The sequence below is a fragment of the Streptomyces sp. NPDC057877 genome (assembly GCF_042796855.1).
GTDB lineage: Bacteria > Actinomycetota > Actinomycetes > Streptomycetales > Streptomycetaceae > Streptomyces.
Map to the genome: position 1 here is coordinate 580333 of NZ_JBHVMS010000002.1, position 18678 is coordinate 599010.

The window sequence follows — 18678 nt, forward strand, 5'->3', positions numbered from 1 at the left end:
CCAGATGGCCATGCCGCTTCGTCAGTCCATCAAGGTCGCTACATACTTGGCCGAACAGAAGCTCCGCAGGCGGGACAAGTTTCCGCTGATCGTCGAGCTGGAACCGCTTTTCGCCTGCAATCTCAAGTGCGAGGGCTGCGGGAAGATCCAGCATCCGGCGGGCGTACTCAAACAGCGCATGCCGGTCGCGCAGGCCGTGGGCGCGGTGCTCGAGTCCGGCGCACCGATGGTGTCGATCGCCGGGGGCGAGCCCCTGATGCACCCGCAGATCGACGAGATCGTGCGCCAGTTGGTCGCCAAACGGAAATACGTCTTCCTGTGCACCAATGCCATGCTGCTGCGCAAGAAGATGGACAAGTTCAAGCCCTCGCCGTATTTCGCGTTCGCCGTCCACATCGACGGCCTGCGCGAACGGCACGACGAGTCGGTGGCGAAGGAGGGCGTCTTCGACGAGGCCGTGGCCGCCATCAAGGAGGCCAAGCGGCGCGGCTTCCGGGTCACCACCAACTCGACCTTCTTCAACACCGACACCCCCCAGACCGTCATCGAGGTGCTCAACTACCTCAACGACGACCTGAAGGTCGACGAGATGATGATCTCGCCCGCCTACGCCTACGAGAAGGCGCCCGACCAGGAGCACTTCCTGGGCGTCGACCAGACCCGCGAACTGTTCAAGAAGGCCTTCGCGGGCGGCAACCGGCGCAAGTGGCGGCTCAACCACTCGCCCCTCTTCCTGGACTTCCTGGAGGGCAAGGTCGACTTCCCGTGCACGGCCTGGGCGATCCCGAACTACTCCCTCTTCGGCTGGCAGCGCCCCTGCTACCTGATGAGCGACGGGTACGTGCCGACGTACCGCGAACTGATCGAGGAGACCGACTGGGACAAGTACGGCCGCGGCAAGGACCCGCGCTGCGCCAACTGCATGGCGCACTGCGGCTACGAGCCCACGGCCGTCCTCGCCACCATGGGCTCGCTGAAGGAGTCCCTGCGCGCGATGCGCGAGACGGTCTCCGGGAACCGGGAGTGACCCCATGACCGCCGTCCCCTTGGGCGTCCCCGAGGTACCGGTCCGGCCGGTCGCCGAGCGGCGTGCGTCGCGGCGGATCCAGGTCGGGCCGGTGGCGGTCGGGGGCGGGGCCCCGGTGTCGGTGCAGTCGATGACGACGACGCGTACGTCGGACATCGGTGCCACCCTCCAGCAGATCGCGGAACTCACCGCGTCGGGCTGCCAGATCGTGCGCGTGGCGTGTCCGACGCAGGACGACGCGGACGCGCTGGCGACGATCGCCCGCAAGTCGCAGATCCCGGTGATCGCGGACATCCACTTCCAGCCGAAGTACGTGTTCGCCGCGATCGAGGCGGGGTGTGCGGCCGTACGCGTCAATCCGGGCAACATCAAGCAGTTCGACGACAAGGTCAAGGAGATCGCGCGGGCCGCGAAGGACCACGGCACCCCGATCCGGATCGGCGTGAACGCGGGCTCCCTGGACCGGCGTCTGCTCCAGAAGTACGGCAAGGCGACCCCGGAGGCGCTCGTCGAGTCGGCGCTGTGGGAGGCGTCGCTGTTCGAGGAGCACGACTTCCGGGACATCAAGATCTCGGTCAAGCACAACGACCCGGTGGTGATGATCGAGGCCTACCGCCAGCTTGCCGCGCAGTGCGACTACCCGCTGCATCTGGGGGTGACGGAGGCGGGTCCGGCGTTCCAGGGCACGATCAAGTCGGCCGTGGCCTTCGGGGCGCTGCTCTCGCAGGGCATCGGCGACACCATCCGGGTCTCGCTGAGTGCGCCCCCGGCCGAGGAGGTCAAGGTCGGCATCCAGATCCTGGAGTCGCTGAACCTCAAGGAGCGCGGCCTGGAGATCGTCTCCTGCCCGTCCTGCGGCCGGGCCCAGGTCGACGTCTACAAGCTGGCCGACGAGGTGACCGCGGGCCTGGACGGCATGGAGGTCCCGCTGCGGGTCGCCGTGATGGGCTGTGTGGTCAACGGGCCGGGGGAGGCCCGCGAGGCCGACCTCGGGGTGGCCTCCGGCAACGGCAAGGGCCAGATTTTCGTCAAGGGCGAGGTCGTCAAGACCGTCCCCGAGTCCAAGATCGTCGAGACGCTCATCGAAGAGGCGATGAAGATCGCCGAGAGCATGGAGCAGGACGGTGCCGGGTCCGGCGCCCCCACCGTCACGGGGAAACCGGAAGTGACTGTGAGCTAGAGGCTGGAAACAGCACGGACCGAGAGGGGGCCCGAGCGTGACGATACTTGAGACGATCCGGGGACCACGCGACCTGAAGGCGCTGTCCGAGGCGCGGCTTGGCCAACTGTCCGAGGAGATCAGGGAGTTCCTGATCCACGCGGTCGCCAGGACCGGTGGTCATCTCGGGCCCAATCTGGGGGTGGTGGAACTCTCCATCGCGCTCCACCGGGTCTTCGAGTCGCCCGTCGACCGCATCCTGTGGGACACCGGCCACCAGAGCTACGTACACAAATTGCTGACCGGCCGTCAGGACTTCTCCAAGCTGCGCGGCAAGGGCGGCCTGTCCGGCTATCCCTCGCGCGAGGAGTCCGAGCACGACATCATCGAGAACAGCCACGCCTCCACCGCGCTCGGCTGGGCCGACGGCCTCGCCAAGGCCCGCCAGGTACAGGGCGAGAAGGGACACGTCGTCGCGGTCGTCGGCGACGGCGCGCTCACCGGCGGCATGGCCTGGGAGGCGCTGAACAACATCGCCGCCGCCAAGAACCGGCCCCTGATCATCGTCGTCAACGACAACGAGCGGTCCTACTCGCCCACCATCGGCGGCCTCGCCAACCACCTCGCCACCCTGCGCACCACCGACGGCTACGAGCAGGTCCTGGCCTGGGGCAAGGACGTGCTCCAGCGCACCCCGGTGGTCGGCGGCCCGCTCTACGAGGCGCTGCACGGCGCCAAGAAGGGCTTCAAGGACGCCTTCGCGCCGCAGGGCATGTTCGAGGACCTGGGCCTGAAGTACGTCGGCCCGATCGACGGTCATGACATCGGCGCCGTCGAGTCCGCGCTGCGCCGCGCCAAGCGCTTCCACGGGCCGGTCCTCGTGCACTGCCTCACCGAGAAGGGCCGCGGCTACGAACCCGCCCTCGCGCACGAGGAGGACCACTTCCACACCGTCGGGGTGATGGACCCGCGCACCTGCGCGCCGCTCGCCCCGTCCGGCGGGCCGTCCTGGACGTCCGTGTTCGGCGAGGAGATCGTCCGCATCGGCGAGGAGCGCGCGGACATCGTGGCGATCACCGCCGCCATGCTGCACCCGGTCGGCCTCGGCAAGTTCGCCGAGCGCTTCCCCGACCGCATCTACGACGTCGGCATCGCCGAGCAGCACGCGGCCGTCTCCGCGGCGGGCCTGGCCACCGGAGGACTGCACCCGGTCATCGCCGTCTACGCCACCTTCCTCAACCGCGCCTTCGACCAACTGCTGATGGACATCGCCCTGCACCGCTGCGGGGTGACCTTCGTCCTGGACCGGGCCGGGGTCACCGGTGTCGACGGCGCCTCCCACAACGGCATGTGGGACATGTCGGTCCTCCAGGTCGTCCCCGGGCTGCGCATCGCCGCGCCGCGCGACGCCGAGCAACTGCGCGCCCAACTGCGCGAGGCGGTCGCCGTCGACGACGCGCCGACGCTGGTCCGCTTCCCGAAGGAGAGCGTCGGCCCCGAGATCCCGGCGTGCGACCGCGTCGGCGGCGTCGACGTACTGCACCGGGCCGATCAGCCGGAGGTCCTGCTGGTCGCCGTGGGCGTGATGGCGCCGGTCTGTCTCCAGGCCGCGGAGCTGCTGGAGGCCCGCGGCATCGGCTGCACCGTCGTCGACCCCCGCTGGGTCAAGCCGGTCGACCCGGCGCTGCCGGGGCTCGCCGCCCCGCACCGGCTGGTGGCGGTCGTCGAGGACAACAGCCGCGCGGCCGGAGTGGGTGCGGCGGTGGAGCTGGCGCTGCGGGACGCCGAAGTGGACGTGCCGCTGCGGCGGTTCGGCATCCCGGAGCAGTTCCTCGCGCACGCCAAGCGGGGCGAGGTGCTCGCCGACATCGGGCTGACGCCGGTGGAGATCGCGGGGCGGATCGGTGCGAGCCTGGCGGTGCGGCAGGAGCGGGCGCGGGAAGGCGTGAAGTCCTCCGAGAAGGCCGCGAACGCCGGGCGGGCCGCGCACACCGAGAAGGCCGCGAACGCCGGGCGGGCCGCGCACACCGAGAAGGCCGCGAACGCCGGGCGGGCCGCGCACACCGAGAAGGCCGCGAACGCCGGGCGGGCCGCGCACACTGAGAAGGCCGCGCGCATCGAGCAGGCCGCGCCCATCGCGCCCACCGAGGGGGCCGCCCGCGTGGCCCACGCCGAGAAGGGCCCGCACGCCGAGAAAGCCGTCCCAGAGCCGTCCTCCGAGGAGCAAGCTGAATGACCACCGCGGAATCCGTGCCCCAGCCGTCCGCGCCGGTGCCGTCCCCGTCACGTCCGGCGTCGGGCGGTGGCGCGGAGTTCGACCTCGGTGCCCTGCTGACGGAACGCGGCGGTGAGCGCTACGAGCTGCACGCCCGGCACCTCAACCACCAACTGCCGCGCATGCTGCACACCATCGGCTTCGACAAGGTCTACGAGCGGGCCGAGGGCGCCTACTTCTGGGACGCGGACGGCGCCGACTACCTGGACATGCTCGCCGGGTTCGGGGTGATGGGCCTGGGCCGCCACCATCCCGTCGTCCGCAAGGCGCTGCACGACGTCCTCGACGCCCAGCTGGCCGACCTCACCCGCTTCGACTGCCAGCCGCTGCCCGGACTGCTGGCCGAGCGGCTCCTCGCCCACAGCCCGCACCTGGACCGGGTGTTCTTCGGCAACAGCGGCACCGAGGCGGTGGAGACCGCGCTGAAGTTCGCCCGGTACGCCACGGGCAGGCCGCGCGTGCTGTACTGCACGCACGCCTTCCACGGCCTGACCACCGGCTCGCTGTCGGTCAACGGCGAGACCGGCTTCCGCGACGGCTTCGCCCCGCTGCTGCCCGACACCGCCGTACCGCTCGGCGATCTCGACGCCCTCGCCCGCGAGCTGAAGCGCGGCGACGTCGCCGCGCTGATCGTCGAGCCCATCCAGGGCAAGGGCGTGCACGCGGCGCCGCCCGGCTATCTGCGCGCCGCGCAGGAGCTGCTGCACCGGCACAAGGCGCTGCTCATCGCCGACGAGGTGCAGACGGGCCTCGGCCGCACCGGCGACTTCTACGCCTACCAGCACGAGGAGGGCGTCGAGCCGGACCTGGTCTGTGTGGCCAAGGCGCTCTCCGGCGGCTATGTCCCGGTGGGCGCCACCCTCGGCAAGGACTGGATCTTCAAGAAGGTCTACTCCTCGATGGACCGCGTCCTCGTCCACTCGGCCAGCTTCGGCTCCAACGCCCAGGCCATGGCGGCGGGCCTCGCGGTGCTGTCGGTCATGGAGCGGGAGCAGATCGTCGCGGGCGCCCGGGCCACGGGCGACCTGCTGCGCACCCGGCTCGCCGCCCTCGTCGACCGGTACGAGCTGCTCGCCGACGTGCGCGGCCGGGGCCTGATGATCGGGATCGAGTTCGGCAGGCCCAGGTCGCTGAAGCTGCGCACCCGCTGGAGCATGCTCCAGGCCGCGCGCAAGGGCCTGTTCGCGCAGATGGTGGTCGTGCCGCTGCTCCAGCGGCACCGGATCCTCACCCAGGTCTCCGGTGACCATCTGGAGGTGATCAAGCTGATCCCACCGCTGGTCATCGGTGAGCGGGAGGTGGACCGGTTCGTCGACGCGTTCACGGCCGTGATGGACGACGCGCACGACGGCGGGCTGGTGTGGGACTTCGGGAAGACACTGGTGAAGCAGGCGGTCGCCAACCGTTAGCCTCAGGGGCGAGTTTGCCTCTCAGGCAAGAAAATTGCCCGAGGGGCAAAAATCCGGCTCAATGGGAGCATGCGCTCACCGGAAGCCGACGCGGGGCCCGGAGGTTCCGAGGCCCTGCCGCCCACCATCGCACCCCAGCTGCGCGCGCTGCGCCGCCGGGCCTCCCTCACGCTGGAGGCGGCGGCCCGCTCGGCGGGGCTGTCGCCCGCCCACCTGTCCCGCCTGGAGACCGGGCAGCGCCAGCCCTCGCTGCCGATGCTGCTCGGTCTGGCCCGTGTCTACGGTACGACCGTCTCGGAGCTGCTCGGCGAGACCGTCGCCGACCGGGACGCCGTACTGCGCGGCGCGGAGCTGGAGCCCACGCGCGCGGGCGGCTGGACCTACTGGAAGGCGGGCGCTCCCGGGCGCGGGATGCAGGCGCTGCGCGTCCATGTGCCGCACGGCTCCCAGGGCGACATCGTCCGGGTGCACCCCGGTGAGGAGTGGCTGTACGTGCTGCGCGGCCACCTCGACCTGCGGCTCGGCGACGCGGCGCACCGCCTCGGGCCGGGTGACAGCGCCCACTTCGACTCCCTGACCCCGCACCGCCTCGCCGCCGGGGGCGAGGACGGGGTCGACCTGCTGTTCGTCCACACACTCCTGCAGAGCCCCACCACCGCGCTGTGCCTCGGCCCGACCCCTGGAGACACCCATGAGTGACAGAGACATCGAACAGAAGCTGCCCCGGGGCATCTGGTTCCGGCTGTTCGTCTACGTGGTGGCGGGGCACCTCTTCGCGGCGTTCCTGTATCTGCTGTTCGAGGTGGGCGCCAAGTAACGCGTCGGCGGCGTACGCCTCAGTCGAGGAGGCGCTCCCGCAGCCGGTCGCGCACCTCGGGGGTGACGCCCAGGCCCTGCCGGAGATAGTCGTCGACGCCGCCCCAGGTCTCCTCGATGGTGTCGAAGGCGGCCGACAGGTACTCCGCGCGGGCGTCGAAGAGGGGGCTGAGCAGTTCCATGACCTCGGGGGAGTAGGCCGAGGACGAGCTGCCGCTGCGGTGCACCTTGTAGCGGCGGTGGGTGGCGTTGGACTCCAGGTAGTCGGCGACGATGGCCTCGCGCTCCACGCCCAGGGCCAGCAGGGTCACCGCGATCGACAGGCCCGCGCGGTCCTTGCCCGCGGCGCAGTGCATCAGCGCGGGGACGCTGTCCTCGGCGAGGGAGCGCAGCACCTGGGAGTGCTCGCTGGTGCGGTCCTGGATGATCATGCGGTACGAGACGATCATCCGGTTGGCCGCCTTGCCGTCGGAGAGCATTCCGCGCAGCTGCTCCAGATCGCCGTCCCGGACCATCCGCCAGAACTCGGCGCCGTCCGCCGGGTCGGACAGCGGCAGGTTCACATTGCGCACGCCGGGCAGCTCGATGTCCGGCCCCTCCAGCTTCTGGTCCGCGGCGTTGCGGAAGTCGAAGACCGTGTGCAGGCCCAGGGAGCCGAGGAACGCGGCGTCCTCCTCGGTCGCGTGGGCGAGGTGCCCGCTGCGGAACAGCACTCCGTGCCGCACCCGGCGGCCGTCCACGGTCGGCAGTCCGCCCACATCACGGAAGTTGCGCACACCGGCCAGTTCGGGCTCGGTCGACGGGATCTGCTGCGTCACGGGGGCTCCCTCCCATCGGCCCCGGCGGCGCCGATCGCCGACGGGTACGCCCCTGACGATACGACATGGATTCCTGGGGCAATGAGTTGTCCACAGGGAGTTGCCGCGGTTGTCCACAGGCGTTGCCCCGCTGCTCCGAAACGGTCGATGATGTTCGTCGTTGAGCGGAGCTGTCGGGATCTGTGGGGTGGGTGGGTCGAGTGCCGGTGGAGATCGCCGAGAACGGCCGTACGTGGCTGCTGTCCGGGCCCGCGAGCGGTTACGCCGTCCATCTCACCGACGCCGACGAGCTGGTGCATCTGCACTGGGGCCCCCGTATCGCCCTCGCCGACGCCGAGGCGCTCGCCGCGCGCCCGCTGCCGGACGACTGGCCCTTCGAGTCCCGGCTCGACGGACGCGAGGAGTACCCCGTCGAGGGCGGCCCCCGCTTCGTGCGCCCCGCCCTGTCCGTGCGCACCGGCGAGCGGCGCGGCACCGAGTGGCGCTTCGAGCGGTACTCCAGCGACGGTGACGTGTTGCGGCTGTGCTTCCGGGACGCGGACCTGACCGTCACCCTGCACTACCGGATGCGGCACGACGTGGTCGAACGCTGGGTCACCGTCGCCAACGCCGGTGCCGAGGCCGAGCTGCTGCGCGCCGACTCCGCCACCTGGACGCTCCCGGAGCGCGACGCCTGGCGCCTGACCCAGCTGCACGGCCGCTGGGCCGCCGAGTCCCGGCTGACCGCCGCCCCCCTCACCTACGGTGAGAAGGTCATCGGCAGCCGCCGCGGGCACACCGGCCACCAGCACCTGCCCTGGGTCGCGCTGGACACCGACGCCACCGAGGAGCGGGGCGAGGTCTACGGCTGTGCGCTGGGCTGGTCGGGCTCCTGGCGGATCTGCGTCGCCCAGCTCCCGGACGCGCGCGTGCAGATCACCGGCGGCGCCGGACACGACGACTCGGGCCTGCTGCGGCTGGCGGCCGGGGAGTCGTTCACCACACCGGTCTTCGCCGGGCTGTGGAGCGACGGCGGCTTCGGCGGCGCGAGCCGCGCGTGGCACCGCTACCAGCGGGCGTACGTCGTTCCCGACGCGGACCGGGACCGGCCGGTGCTGTTCAACTCCTGGGAGGCGACCGGGTTCGGCATCTCCGAGGACCAGCAGCGGGCCCTCGCGCGGCGGGCCGCCGCGATCGGCGTCGAGCTGTTCGTGGTCGACGACGGCTGGTTCGGCGCCCGCACCGGCGACCGGGCCGGGCTCGGCGACTGGACGCCCAGCCCGGACCGCTTCCCGCGCGGGCTGGCGCCGCTCGCCGCGGACGTGCACGCGCTGGGCATGGACTTCGGTATCTGGGTCGAGCCCGAGATGGTCAACCCGGACAGCGACCTGTACCGGGCCCATCCGGACTGGGTGCAGTACCAAGCGGGCCGAAAGCGGACAGAGTTCCGCAATCAGCTTGTACTGAACCTCGCTCGCGAGGACGTCCAGGAGTACCTCTTCGAGCGTCTCGACGCCCTGCTGTCCAGCGCCCCGATCGACTACGTGAAGTGGGACTTCAACCGCTGCTTCACCGACGCCGGGTGGCCCGGGGAGCCGTATCCGCAGCGGCTGTGGGTGGACCATGTGCGGGCGCTGTACGCGCTCCTGGACCGGCTGCGGGCGGCCCACCCGGGGGTCGCCTTCGAGTCCTGCTCGGGCGGCGGCGGCCGGATCGACCTCGGCGTCCTGAGCCGTACGGACCAGGTGTGGACCTCCGACAACACCGACCCGCTCGACCGGCTCGCCATCCAGTACGGCTTCAGCCAGATCCATCCCGCGCGCGTGATGGCCGCCTGGGTGACCGACAGTCCCAACGAGCAGCTCAACGGGCGGGCCAGCTCGCTGCGCTTCCGGTTCGTGAGCGCCATGGCGGGGGTGCTGGGGGTGGGCGGTGACCTGACCCGCTGGACCGAGGCGGAGCTGGCCGAGGCCCGCGACTGGGTGGCGCTCTACAAGGCGATCCGGCCGCTGGTGCAGCGCGGGGACCTCTACCGGCTCCGGCCGCCGGAGGGCGGGCTGAGCGCGGTGCAGTACGTGCTCGACGGGGAGACGGCCGTCGTCGCCTGCCTCCAGTCGCAGCGCCACGGGGAGCCGGTTCCGGCGCTGCGACTGCGCGGCTTGGACCCGGCAAGCTCGTATGAATGCCGTGAAACGGGCGAAATTCACCGAGGTGCGGTACTGCTGCACCACGGGTTGCGGCTGAGGCTGCGCGGGGACCTTGATGCGACGGTTATCCGCCTGCGTCGCATCTGAGTCATCTGTCCGAATTAATGGCTTCCATTCCAACTCGCCTTGGAATGGGGTGCCCTGGAGAACTGTCGCGTGAGCAGCGTCATATTCGTGACCGTGAGTCGCCCGTCATGTTCACGTAATTCGGGTCCTTTTCAAGGGCTTTTACGGAAAGCGGTGCCGTCCGGAACAACTCACCGTGACCGGCAATTCCCCTTAGGGATCAAGAAGAAGGCGTTCGGGCGGAACCTCTCGCTTGTCCCTTTGCGTCTTGCTCGCTTACGTTCCACACCGACCCCGGGCGGAACGCCGAATCCTGCCGCCGCCCGGACTCCGCGCACACTCACCCGTATCGGCAGGAGCGGGGGACCCACAGGTAAACCGCCTGTTCCGGTCTCCGGAACGGCTCGGGGTAAAGCCGCACCTCGGTGTGGCCGGGCATCTCCAGTCCGCACCCGACAGCTCACCTCGCAGGCGCCGGAGAGGAATTCGCCATGCCCGCCAAGGGTAAGCACCGCCGTCCCAAGTCCCTGCGTATCGCCCGCTCCATCGCCGTCGCCGGCACCGGGGGCGCCGCGCTCGCACTGCCCCTGATGGGTGCTTCCGGCGCCCACGCCGCCACCCCGCAGTCCGTTTCGGAAAAGGCCGTCCAGTCCGCCCCCGTGGTGGTGCAGAAGTCGGCCGCCGAGAAGAAGTCCACCGCCAAGAAGGCGGGCGTGCGGACCTATTCCGTGCGGGCCGGTGACTATCTGTCGAAGATCGCCGACGAGCAGAACGTCAGCGGTGGCTGGAAGAAGCTCTACGCCGACAACCGCGAGGCCGTCGGCGCGGACCCGTCGCTGATCCACCCGGGTCTGAAGCTCACGATCGGGCAGAAGGCGGAGACGGGCGGCAAGCCGTCGAAGCCGTCCGCCGCTTCCACGGAGTCCTCGAAGCCGTCGAAGCCGTCGCAGTCCTCCGAGACCTCACCGTCCTCGGAGTCCTCCGCGAAGACGTCGGCCCCGGAGTCCTCCTCCAACGCCGCCACGGCCGCCCAGTCCGCCGCCACCGGTTACAGCTCTCCCGTCGACGGTGCCGCCGTCGGCACCGCCTACAAGGTGGCGGGCAGCATGTGGTCCAGCGGCTACCACACCGGCGTCGACTTCGCCGCCGCGACCGGCACCCCGCTCAAGGCCGTCGGTCCGGGCACCGTGGTCTCCGCGGGCTGGGCCGGTGCGTACGGCAACCAGGTCGTCATCAAGCTCGACGACGGCTACTACGCCCAGTACGCCCACCTGTCCTCGCTGTCCGTCTCCAGCGGCCAGAGTGTGACGGGCGGCCAGCAGATCGGTCTGTCGGGCTCGACCGGCAACTCGACTGGCCCGCACCTGCACTTCGAGATCCGCACCACGCCGAGCTACGGGTCGGACATCGACCCGGTGGCCTACCTGCGCTCGCACGGCGTCTCCATCGGCTGACGCCCGCACCGCACACCGCCGACGGCCGGACCCGCCCACCGGGTCCGGCCGTCGCCGTATTCCCGAGTTGACCAAGGCTTGGCCGTGGCTTATCTCACCGCCCGTCAACCCTTTCCTACGGTCGCGTAGGTCACATTCGACGGGGAAAGATGAGCCGATGTGGCAGACGATTCGAAGAATGACAGCAGATCAGTGATCGGGTCGTACGTGGCGGTGGGGGACAGCTTCACCGAGGGCGTCGGCGACCCCGGCCCCGACGGGGCGTTCGTCGGCTGGGCCGACCGGTTCGCGGTGCTGCTCGCCGACCGGCGGCCCGAGGGCGACTTCCGGTACACCAACCTCGCGGTGCGCGGGAAGCTGCTCGACCAGATCGTGGCCGACCAGGTGCCGCGCGCCGTCGAACTCGCCCCGGACCTCGTGTCCTTCTGCGCGGGCGGCAACGACATCCTCCGGCCCGGCACGGACCCGGACGAGGTGGCGGAGCGGTTCGAGCAGGCGGTGGCCCGGCTCGCGGCGGTGGCGGGCAGGGTCATGGTGACCACCGGCTTCGACACCCGCGGCGTCCCCGTCCTCAAGCACTTGCGCGGCAAGATAGCCACCTACAACGGGCATGTGCGCGCCATCGCCGACCGGTACGGCTGTCCGGTGCTCGACCTGTGGTCCCTGAGGTCGGTGCAGGACCGCCGGGCCTGGGACCACGACCGGCTGCACCTGTCACCCGAGGGGCACACGCGCGTGGCGCTCCGCGCGGGTCAGGTGCTCAGTCTCGAGGTCCCGGCCGACCCGGACCAGCCGTGGCCCCCGCTGCCGCCGCGCGGCACGCTGGAGGTGCGGCGCGACGACGTCCAGTGGGCGCGCGAGTTCCTGGTGCCGTGGATCGGCCGCAGGCTCCGGGGCGAGTCCTCGGGCGACCACGTGACGGCCAAGGGGGCGCTCTCGCCGGACGACATCAGGATGCGGATCGGCGCGGTGGCGTGAGGGCGGTGGGCCTCAGGCTGCCGCCTTCGGCCCCAACTCCCGCGCGAGTGCCTCGTCCACCCACTCCTGGGCACGCGCGCGGGAGACCGCGCCCGGGTACGACGTCAGCTGTACGGCGAGCCCGTCGAGCAGGGCGGTCAGGCGCAGGGCGGTGGCGGCGGGGTCGGGGCAGTGGAACTCGCCGTTGGCCACGCCCTCGGCGATCACCTCGGCGAGGGCGGCCTTCCACTGCCGGTCGAGATCGCGGGTGACCTCCTGGAGGGCGGGCTCGCGCAGCGCCGCCGCCCAGCCCTCGATCCACAGCCGCCAGCCCTTGGCGGGGCCGGTGGGGGCGTACCAGCGCACCGCCGCGCGCAGTCGGCGCAGTGCCGTGGTGCGGCGGCCGAGCAGCTTGCGCAGATGCGCGAGATCGCCCTCGGCCGCGTGCGCGAAGGCCGCGGCGACCAGCTTCTCCTTGGACGAGAAGTGGTAGAGGACCAGCGCGTTGCTCACCCCCAGCGCGGTGGCCACGTCGGAGATCCGCACCGCGGCGACCCCCCGTGCCTCGATCTGCTCCACCGCGGCCCCCAGCAACTCCGCCCGCCGCTCAGCCACACTCAACCGCACTCTCGCCACGCGGCTCACCCTAACCGCCCCGCGACCGGGACCCGCGGCGCCCTCGGGGCCTCGGGGCCTCGGGGCCTCGGCCGAGGGTTCCCCGTGACCCGCCGCCCCCGGTCACCCGTACCACCCGAACCGCTCCGCGATCACCGGCAGCCGGTCCGCGGCGATCGCGTGGGCCGCCGTGCGCGGTGTCGTGCCGTCGGCGTCCGCGCGGGTGAGCATCGTGGTGACCAGGGTGCGCATGGCGTGGCGGATGTGGGCGAAGGCCTCGGACGCGTCGGGGCCGATGTCGCCGAAGAGGGTCCACCACCACCAGGCGTTGGTGCAGGAGTTGACGACCACGTCGGGCAGGACGGTCACCCCGCGCGCGGTCAGGAGCCGCTCCGCCTCGGGGAGGACGGGCATGTTGGCGGCCTCGACGATCCAGCGGGCGGTGACGCGGGACTGGTTGGCGGGGTCGATGGCGTAGGAGGTCGCTGCCGGGACAAGGACCTCCGCGTCGGTGGACAGCCAGGCGTCGGGCGGCAGTTCCAGGTCCCCGGGGCGCAGTGCGGCGCGGTCCACCGTGCCGTGGGCGTCGCGCGCGGTGAGCAGTGACTCCACGTCGAGGCCCGCCGGGTTGGCGATCGTGCCCTTGATGTCGGCGACGGCGACGACCGTCAGCCCCGCGCGCGCGAGGAAGCGGGCGGTGGCGCCGCCCATGGTGCCCAGGCCCTGCACGGCGACCCGGGTGCCCGGGTGCGGGACCCCGGCCCGTTCCAGGGCGACCAGGACGGACTCGGCGACGCCGCAGCCGCCGACCAGCTCGTCCAGGCCGATGCCGTCCACCTCCAGGGCGAAGGCGTCGGCCAGGCGTTCGCGGGCCGCCGTCTCGTCGTCGAGCAGGGGGTACACGGCCTGCACCGAGGAGACCAGTCCCGCCTCGGCGGCGGCCCGGTCGACCAGATCTTGGCTGAGACCCAGGTCCTCGCCCGTGGTCCAGCAGCTCTCCACGTACGGCCGCATCGCCCGGAGGTAGCGCACCAGCAGCGCGTACGCCCCCGGATCCCGGGGGTCGCAGTCGATGCCGCCCTTGGCGCCGCCCAGGGGGACGTAGCGGCCCGCGGGGTCGTAGTGCAGCGCCTCCTTCATGGTCATGCCACGGGCCAGTCCGGCGACCTCGTCCAGCGTGCAGCCCTCCCGCATCCGCAGCCCGCCGCTGGCCACGCCCCGTACCAGCCGGTCGACGACCAGGAAGCCCCGACGGCCGGTGAGGTGATCCGTCCAGGTCAGGGACAACAAGGGGGCGGTGGTCGGCATCCGGGCTCCTGGGGGGTGGCGGCGGGGAACGCTCCGCCGACTACTGAATGGCCGGTCAGTATGGAAACGCTTTCGCGGTCATGTCAACGCGTTGTCACACCGGCCGACCATAATGGGAGTCTCACCGACTCCACCGGGAGGTACCGTGGCCGGTTTCCGTTCCCTGCGCTCCGGGCTTCGCTCGCTCCAGCCCGCGGCCTTCGGCGCGGACCCCAGCGGTGAGCGCATGGCGCGCATCCGCAGATCACCGCACTTCGAGAACGGCGTCTTCCGGAACCCCGGTCCGCCCACCCGGATGCGGCCCTCGGGGTCGGCGCTGGAGTTCGCCAAGATCTTCTTCGACAAGGAGGAGCGGTCCCGCCGCTCCCCCAAGGGCAACATCCCGCTGCACTCCACCACGCTCGCCGACATCGCCCGGCCGCCGGCCAGCGGACTGCGGCTGACCTGGATGGGCCACTCCAGCGTGCTCGCGGAGATCGACGGGCAGCGCGTCCTCTTCGACCCGGTGTGGGGCGAGCGCTGCTCACCCTTCCCCTTCGCCGGACCCCGGCGACTGCACCCCGCGCCCCTGCCGCTCGCGGCGCTCGGCCCGGTCGACGTGGTCGTCATCTCGCACGACCACTACGACCATCTCGACCTGCCCACGATCAAGGCGCTGGCCGGGACCGACACCCTGTTCGCCGTGCCCCTCGGCGTCGGAGCGCACCTGGAGCACTGGGGCGTCTCCCCGGACCGGCTGCGCGAGCTGGACTGGCACGAGGAGACCCGGGTCGGCTCCCTCACCCTGACCGCCACCCCGGCCCGCCACTTCTGCGGCCGGGGCCTGCGCAACACTCAGCACACCCTGTGGGCCTCCTGGGTCGTCGCGGGCGAGCGGCACCGGATCTACCACAGCGGAGACACCGGCTACTTCGACGGCTTCAAGGAGATAGGCGCGGCGCACGGCCCCTTCGACGCCACGATGATCCAGATCGGCGCCTACAGCGACTACTGGCCCCGGGACCGGGGCGCGGACGAGGGCCCGGAGCCCGGCTCCTGGCCCGACATCCACATGAACCCCTCCCAGGGCGTCCAGAGCCACCTCGACCTGCAACAGGGTCGGCCCGGCGGCGTACTGCTGCCCATCCACTGGGGCACCTTCAACCTCTCCCTGCACCCCTGGGCCGAGCCCGGAGAGTGGACGCTCGCGGCGGCCGAAGCGGTCGGCCAGGCCGTCGCCGTACCCGTCCCGGGCCAGCCCTTCGAGCCCGCCGGGGACCTCCCCGTACGCCCCTGGTGGCGGGACGTGTCCCAGCGGCTCACCCGCAGGTGGCCGGTCCCGGAGACCGCCCTGCGCACGACCCGCGGACTCGACCTGGTGGGCGAGGACTGACACTCCCGCGCGCGGACCCCGCCACCGTGCTCACAGCTTGAGCGTGAACCAGGTCGTCTTCCCCTCGTCGGTCGGCCGCACGCCCCAGCTGTCGGCCAGGGAGCGCACCAGCAGCAGGCCCCGCCCCGACTCCGCGTCCTTCGCAGCGAGCCGGGGCCGGGGCATGTGCGAGCTGCGGTCGCCGACCTCGACCGTCAGCTCCGTGAGGGTCCGGCACAGCCGCAGCCCGATGGGCCCCTCGGCGTGCTGCACGGCGTTGGTGAGGATCTCCGAGAGCAGCAGCAGGGCGTCGTCCGCCTTCGCCGTGCAGTGCCACGAGCACAGCGTCTTGTGCAGGAAGGCGCGCCCCTCCGGCACGGAGGACGGCACCGCGGGCAGATCGGTGACGGCGGAGTCGACGGGTGCCGCCGGGAGCTGGGCCAGCAGCAGCGTCACGTCGTCGTTGTGGCTCTCGGCGTCCGGCACCATCCCGGCCAGCACATGGTCCGCGACCGCCTCGAGGCGGGGCGTGGCGGTCAGGGTGAAGAACTCGTCGAGGACACCGGTGAGTTCGCCGATCCGTTCCTCGATGTCGCTGCCGGGCGTCTCGATCAGACCGTCGGTGTAGAGGATGAGCGTCGCCCCCGGCGGGACCTCCGCGCGGGACTGCTCGTAGAGCACGTCACCGACGCCCAGCGGGGCGTTCACGGGCGCGGTGAGCTGGTGCACGCGGCCCGCCGGACCGGCCACCAGGGTCGGCAGATGACCGGCCGAACAGACCGTCACCGTGCCGGTGTCCGGGGCGACGACCAGATAGCAGCAGGTGACGAGCTGGTCGGGCACATCGAGGTCGGCCACACAGGTGTCCAGCGCCTGCATCAGCTGCCGGGGCTGCATCCCCGTCTTGGCCAGCGCGTGCGCCGCCGACCTCAACTGCCCCATCACGGCCGCGGCTTCCAGCCCCCGGCCCATCACGTCCCCGATGAGGACGCCGACCCGGCCCGCGCCCAGCGGTATCAGGTCGAACCAGTCGCCGCCCACGCCCGCCCCCTGGGTGGCGGGCCGGTAACGGCTGGCCGTCGCCAGGCCCGGGATCGAGGGCGGGGTGCCCATCAGACTGCGCTGCAGGGTCAGGGCGATGTGCCGCTGCTGCTCGTACAGGGCGGTCAGTTCGGCCTCGGCGCGCTTGCGGTCGCTGACGTCCCGGACGGCCGCCGACACCAGCAGCCCGTCCGCCGTCTCCAGCGGGCTGAGGCTGATCTCCACGGGGAACTCGGTGCCGTCCTTGCGCACCCCGTGCAGCTCCAGACCGGCGCCCATCGGCCGCACCTGCCGGTTGGCGGCGTAGCCGTCGCGGTGCCGGGTGTGGTGGGCGCGGAACCGCGAGGGCACCAGCAACTCGACCGGACGCCCGAGCAACTCCTCGCGGCGGAAGCCGAACAGCGCCTCCGTCTGCGCGTTGACGAGTCTGATCGTCCCGGTGTCGTCGACGATGACCATCGCGTCCGGAGCCGCCTCCAGCAGCCCTCTGAACAACTCCTCGGCCACCGAAGGACCACGGCCCCGTGGTCTCGCTGAGCACCGGCAGCCTCCCACGACCGCGGTGCTGTCCGGAGTGGCTGCCTTCTGGTCCAAAGCGCTCACGTCCGATACCCCCCTTGCCTACCGTTCGCCGTCATCACAGCGCACCCGGGAAGCAACCGCGCGGACATGTTGGCTTCTGTCCTGGCTCTGGCCGAAGCGTGCCGCAATCCGTCACACCTTGACCGTCCGTTCCTTGTCGGCGATGCCCCCGGCGTCAAAGGACAGGGCCCTACCGGGACCCACGGTCGGGGCCACTCGGCCCAAGCCGTGCCCGGCCGCGCGGTCGACCCTGGAGGCAGGGGCCGACCGCCGCGCCCCTCCGGCGGCCACCGTCGGGACCCGTGAGGAGGCGCAGCCATGACCACAGCGATCACGCCCCGACTCACCAGAAAGCTGCCCGCCGAGTACCGCGGCAGGCTGATGGGCGCCGCCCGCGAGGTGGACATCCCCTCGGGTTCCCGCATCTTCGAGGAGGGGAGCCGGGCCGACCACTTCTGGATCGTGCGCTCCGGCACCGTCGCCCTCGACGTCCGGGTGCCCGGCCGCCGTCCGGTCGTCGTCGAGACCGTCGGCTTCGGTGAACTCGTCGGCTGGTCCTGGCTGTTCCCGCCGTACGTGTGGCAGCTGGGCGCCCAGGCGGTGGGCCCGGTGCGCGCCTACGAGTTCGACGCCGGGGCCGCGCGGCGGATGTGCGCGGCCGACCCCGCCATGGGAGAGGCGGTGGCGCTGTGGATCGGCCAGGTGCTCGCCCACCGGCTGCACGCCACCCGCGCCCGCCTCCTCGACCTCTACGCCCCCTACGGCAGCGGCATCCCCGGCTGACCGGGCCGCCCGACGACTCTCGGAGGAACCATGTACGGCCATGTGCTGCCCGCGCCCGACGCGCACCCCGGCGCCCACCCGACCGACGGCCGTCGGCGGTCCGCCGCCGCGGCCCGTACCGCCTGACGGGGGAGAGGGGGGACGGGTCATGGAAGAGGAACCCCGCGCGACGCCCAGGAGGGTCAGGCGGCTGTGGCTGTGGCGGTGGCGGAGCAATCCGCTGCGCCGCCCCAGCGACCGGATGGAGGCCTGGTTCCTGCTCACCGTCTGGGTGGGCGCCCTGCTCGGCGCCGTGCTCACCGGCTGGGTGACACAGACGGCCACCATGGACAGCCTCGCCGCGAGCCGCTCGGCGGCGGAGCGCGTGTCGGCCGTCGTCACCCAGATGCCGCTCGGCGGCACCGAGGGCAAGGTCACCGTCGAGACCTACAGCGACCAGGCCTGGGCCCAGGTGCGCTGGACCGCCGACGACGGCACGGCGCACACCGGGGCGGCCTGGATCGACGCCGAGGCCGCCGTGGGCACCTCGGTCACCGTGTGGACCAACGGCGCGGACAAGGTGATCCCCGAGCCGGTCGGCGGGAGCCAGGCGGAGCGGCAGGCCGTGCTGCTCGGTGTGCTGGCGGGCCTGGCCGTCGCGGCGGTCGGCCTGTCCGGCGGCCACCTGGCACTGCGGCGGCTGGAGAACCGGAGCGTGGCCGGGTGGGAGACCGAGTGGGCGCTGGTGGAGCCCCAGTGGCGGAAGCGGATGCTCGGCTGAGGCACGGCTGGTCGGGCCACCTCCGGACGCGTGTCCCGAGGTGGCCCTTCCCTTACCGCTACCGGTGGCCC

General features: G+C 71.8%; 15 protein-coding genes, 1 pseudogene and 1 riboswitch. Of the genes and pseudogenes, 12 read left to right on the forward strand and 4 right to left on the reverse strand.

Going from position 1 to position 18678, the window contains the following annotated elements; all coding sequences use genetic code 11:
- Window positions 1–4 precede the first annotated feature (4 nt).
- From hpnH to ACFVQG_RS06475, 6 genes and pseudogenes are all read left to right on the forward strand, one after another.
- Entirely contained in the window at window positions 5–1027 is a 1023-nt protein-coding gene (hpnH, locus tag ACFVQG_RS06450; protein ID WP_383377489.1) for an adenosyl-hopene transferase HpnH, read from the forward strand.
- 4 nt (window positions 1028–1031) lie between these two features.
- Window positions 1032–2207 (forward strand): flavodoxin-dependent (E)-4-hydroxy-3-methylbut-2-enyl-diphosphate synthase, encoded by a 1176-nt coding sequence (gene ispG / locus ACFVQG_RS06455; protein ID WP_383377491.1) that lies wholly within the window; start codon window positions 1032–1034, stop codon window positions 2205–2207.
- Between the two features lie 37 nt (window positions 2208–2244).
- A pseudogene (gene dxs, locus ACFVQG_RS06460) lies at window positions 2245–4116 on the forward strand (1-deoxy-D-xylulose-5-phosphate synthase); the annotation flags it as partial.
- Window positions 4117–4418: 302 nt separating this feature from the next.
- Window positions 4419–5870: an aspartate aminotransferase family protein gene (locus ACFVQG_RS06465; protein ID WP_383377493.1), complete on the forward strand. Its 1452-nt coding sequence runs from the start codon at window positions 4419–4421 to the stop codon at window positions 5868–5870.
- Window positions 5871–5939: 69 nt separating this feature from the next.
- Window positions 5940–6569, forward strand: coding sequence for a helix-turn-helix domain-containing protein (locus ACFVQG_RS06470; protein ID WP_383377495.1), 630 nt, complete (start codon window positions 5940–5942; stop codon window positions 6567–6569).
- Window positions 6562–6687, forward strand: coding sequence for a DUF6126 family protein (locus ACFVQG_RS06475; protein ID WP_376736078.1), 126 nt, complete (start codon window positions 6562–6564; stop codon window positions 6685–6687). The genes ACFVQG_RS06470 and ACFVQG_RS06475 overlap by 8 nt, the downstream gene beginning before the upstream one ends.
- Before the next feature lie 19 nt (window positions 6688–6706).
- Here the strand turns inward: ACFVQG_RS06475 and ACFVQG_RS06480 are convergent, their stop codons facing one another.
- Window positions 6707–7504, reverse strand: a complete 798-nt coding sequence (locus tag ACFVQG_RS06480; protein WP_383377497.1) for a tyrosine-protein phosphatase — start codon at window positions 7502–7504, stop codon at window positions 6707–6709.
- A 191-nt stretch (window positions 7505–7695) separates the two neighbouring features.
- Between ACFVQG_RS06480 and ACFVQG_RS06485 the strand changes: the two genes are divergently transcribed.
- The 3 genes from ACFVQG_RS06485 (at window position 7696) to ACFVQG_RS06495 (ending at window position 12188) form a co-directional block, all read left to right on the forward strand.
- A complete protein-coding gene (locus ACFVQG_RS06485) occupies window positions 7696–9777 on the forward strand; it encodes an alpha-galactosidase (RefSeq protein ID WP_383377499.1) in 2082 nt (693 codons plus the stop codon).
- A gap of 306 nt (window positions 9778–10083) precedes the next feature.
- Window positions 10084–10243, forward strand: a riboswitch (cyclic di-AMP (ydaO/yuaA leader).
- Window positions 10244–10247: 4 nt separating this feature from the next.
- Window positions 10248–11210 carry a peptidoglycan DD-metalloendopeptidase family protein gene (locus ACFVQG_RS06490; RefSeq protein WP_383377501.1) on the forward strand — a complete coding sequence of 321 codons (963 nt, stop codon included), beginning with the start codon at window positions 10248–10250 and terminating at the stop codon, window positions 11208–11210.
- A gap of 192 nt (window positions 11211–11402) precedes the next feature.
- A complete protein-coding gene (locus ACFVQG_RS06495) occupies window positions 11403–12188 on the forward strand; it encodes an SGNH/GDSL hydrolase family protein (protein WP_383377966.1) in 786 nt (261 codons plus the stop codon).
- 12 nt (window positions 12189–12200) lie between these two features.
- Here ACFVQG_RS06495 and ACFVQG_RS06500 read toward each other — a convergent pair whose 3' ends face one another.
- Window positions 12201–12803, reverse strand: coding sequence for a TetR family transcriptional regulator C-terminal domain-containing protein (locus tag ACFVQG_RS06500; RefSeq protein ID WP_383377503.1), 603 nt, complete (start codon window positions 12801–12803; stop codon window positions 12201–12203).
- A gap of 102 nt (window positions 12804–12905) precedes the next feature.
- Window positions 12906–14090 (reverse strand): Glu/Leu/Phe/Val dehydrogenase dimerization domain-containing protein, encoded by a 1185-nt coding sequence (locus ACFVQG_RS06505; protein ID WP_383377505.1) that lies wholly within the window; start codon window positions 14088–14090, stop codon window positions 12906–12908.
- Between the two features lie 145 nt (window positions 14091–14235).
- On the opposite strand from ACFVQG_RS06505, the gene ACFVQG_RS06510 reads away from it, so the two are divergent.
- Window positions 14236–15462, forward strand: coding sequence for an MBL fold metallo-hydrolase (locus ACFVQG_RS06510; protein WP_383377507.1), 1227 nt, complete (start codon window positions 14236–14238; stop codon window positions 15460–15462).
- A gap of 30 nt (window positions 15463–15492) precedes the next feature.
- Here ACFVQG_RS06510 and ACFVQG_RS06515 read toward each other — a convergent pair whose 3' ends face one another.
- Window positions 15493–17037, reverse strand: coding sequence for a SpoIIE family protein phosphatase (locus tag ACFVQG_RS06515; RefSeq protein ID WP_383377967.1), 1545 nt, complete (start codon window positions 17035–17037; stop codon window positions 15493–15495).
- Window positions 17038–17382: 345 nt separating this feature from the next.
- On the opposite strand from ACFVQG_RS06515, the gene ACFVQG_RS06520 reads away from it, so the two are divergent.
- Window positions 17383–17847: a Crp/Fnr family transcriptional regulator gene (locus tag ACFVQG_RS06520; RefSeq protein ID WP_383377509.1), complete on the forward strand. Its 465-nt coding sequence runs from the start codon at window positions 17383–17385 to the stop codon at window positions 17845–17847.
- Between the two features lie 148 nt (window positions 17848–17995).
- Entirely contained in the window at window positions 17996–18607 is a 612-nt protein-coding gene (locus tag ACFVQG_RS06525) for a hypothetical protein (protein ID WP_383377511.1), read from the forward strand.
- The last annotated feature ends 71 nt before the right edge of the window (window positions 18608–18678 follow it).